Origin of the sequence: Cumulibacter manganitolerans (genome assembly GCF_009602465.1) — a bacterium.
GTDB classification, from domain to species: Bacteria; Actinomycetota; Actinomycetes; order Mycobacteriales; family Antricoccaceae; genus Cumulibacter; species Cumulibacter manganitolerans.
On record NZ_WBKP01000119.1, the window covers coordinates 1 to 1,536 of the forward strand.

Sequence of the window (1,536 nt, forward strand, 5' to 3'; positions counted from 1 at the left end):
CGAGGTCGAGCAGATCGCCGAACGCGCCCGGATGGTGCAGCAGATGGGCGGCGCCGACAAGCTCAAGCGGCAGGCCGACGCCGGTCGGCTGAACGTCCGGCAGCGCATCGACGCGCTGGGTGATGCCGGCTCCTTCGCGGAGGTGGGCGCGATCTCGGGGTTCAGCGAGTACGACGCCGACGGCAATCTGAAGGATCTGCGGGCGAGCAACTTCGTGCTCGGCACGGTCAGGATCGACGGCCGCAAGGTGGTCGTGGCCGGTGACGACTTCACCGTGCGCGGTGGCGCGGCGGATGCCGGTATCCGGGAGAAGCAGATCCACGCGGAGATGATGGCGAACTCGTTGCAGCTGCCGATCGTGCGGCTGATCGAGGGCACCGGCGGTGGCGGGTCGGTGCGCACCCTGGAGGTCGACGGGTACACGTACATTCCGCAGAATCCGGGGTGGGACTACGTGGTCGACAACCTCTCCGTCGTGCCGGTGGTCGCGTACGGCGGCGGCCCGGTCGCCGGCCTGGGCGCCGGACGCACCGCGATGTCGCACCTGGCGATCTTCGTCAAGGGCCAGTCGCAGCTGTTCGTCGCCGGCCCGCCGGTGGTCGCGCACGCCACCGGCGCGCAGCTGAGCAAGGACGAGCTCGGCGGGCACCACGTGCACGGGCGCAACGGCGCGGTCGAGCGCTGGGTGCGCAGCGAGCAGGAGGCGTTCAGCGAGATCCGCCGGTTCCTGTCCTACCTGCCGTCCTCGGTGTACGACCTGCCTCCGGTGATCGAGAACGCCGACGACCCGGTGGACCGCGCCGACGAGGCGCTGCTCTCGCTCGTGCCGCGCAACCGCCGCAAGGTCTACCGGCTGAAGACGCTGCTCGACGGGGTGTTCGACGCCGGCTCGGTGTTCACCTACGCCGAGTACGGCGGGTCGGTGTTCACCGGCCTGGCCCGCCTGGACGGGCACCCCGTGGGAGTGATCGCCACCGACCCGTACAAGGGTGCCGCGGTCACCGCGACCGGCGCCCAGGCGATGACCCGGCTGATCGATCTGTGCACCACCTTCCACCTGCCCCTGGTCTCGCTGACCGACCAGGCCGGCCTCGCGATCGGGCTGGCCGCCGAGAGCACCGGCGCGATCCGCGACGGCGCCCGCGCGATCGTCGCGGCCTACCAGGCCAACGTCCCGGTCGCCGAGATCGTGATCCGTCGCGTGTTCGACGTCGGCGGCGCCGGACAGGTCAACCGGCACGCCCACCACCGGCAGTGGGCCTGGCCCTCCGGTGACTGGGGCTCGCTGCCGGTGGAGGGCGGCATCGAGGCCGCGTACCGCGCCGACCTGGAGGCCAGCGACGACCCCGAGACGCTGCTGGGCGACATCCACGCGCGGCTGGAGGCCATCCGCAGCCCGCTGCGCACCGCCGAGCACTTCGGCGTCAACGACGTCATCGACCCGCGCCAGAGCCGCACCCTGCTGTGCGACTGGGTCCACGACGCCTACCGGATCATCCCGCGGCTCACCGGCCGGCCCACCTTCGGAGCCCGGCC

General features: G+C 71.9%; 1 protein-coding gene. It reads left to right on the forward strand.

The window, feature by feature from the left end; all coding sequences use genetic code 11:
- The coding region (locus tag F8A92_RS18395) for an acyl-CoA carboxylase subunit beta (RefSeq protein WP_153506631.1) at window positions 1-1,536 on the forward strand (1,536 nt) is incomplete at both ends.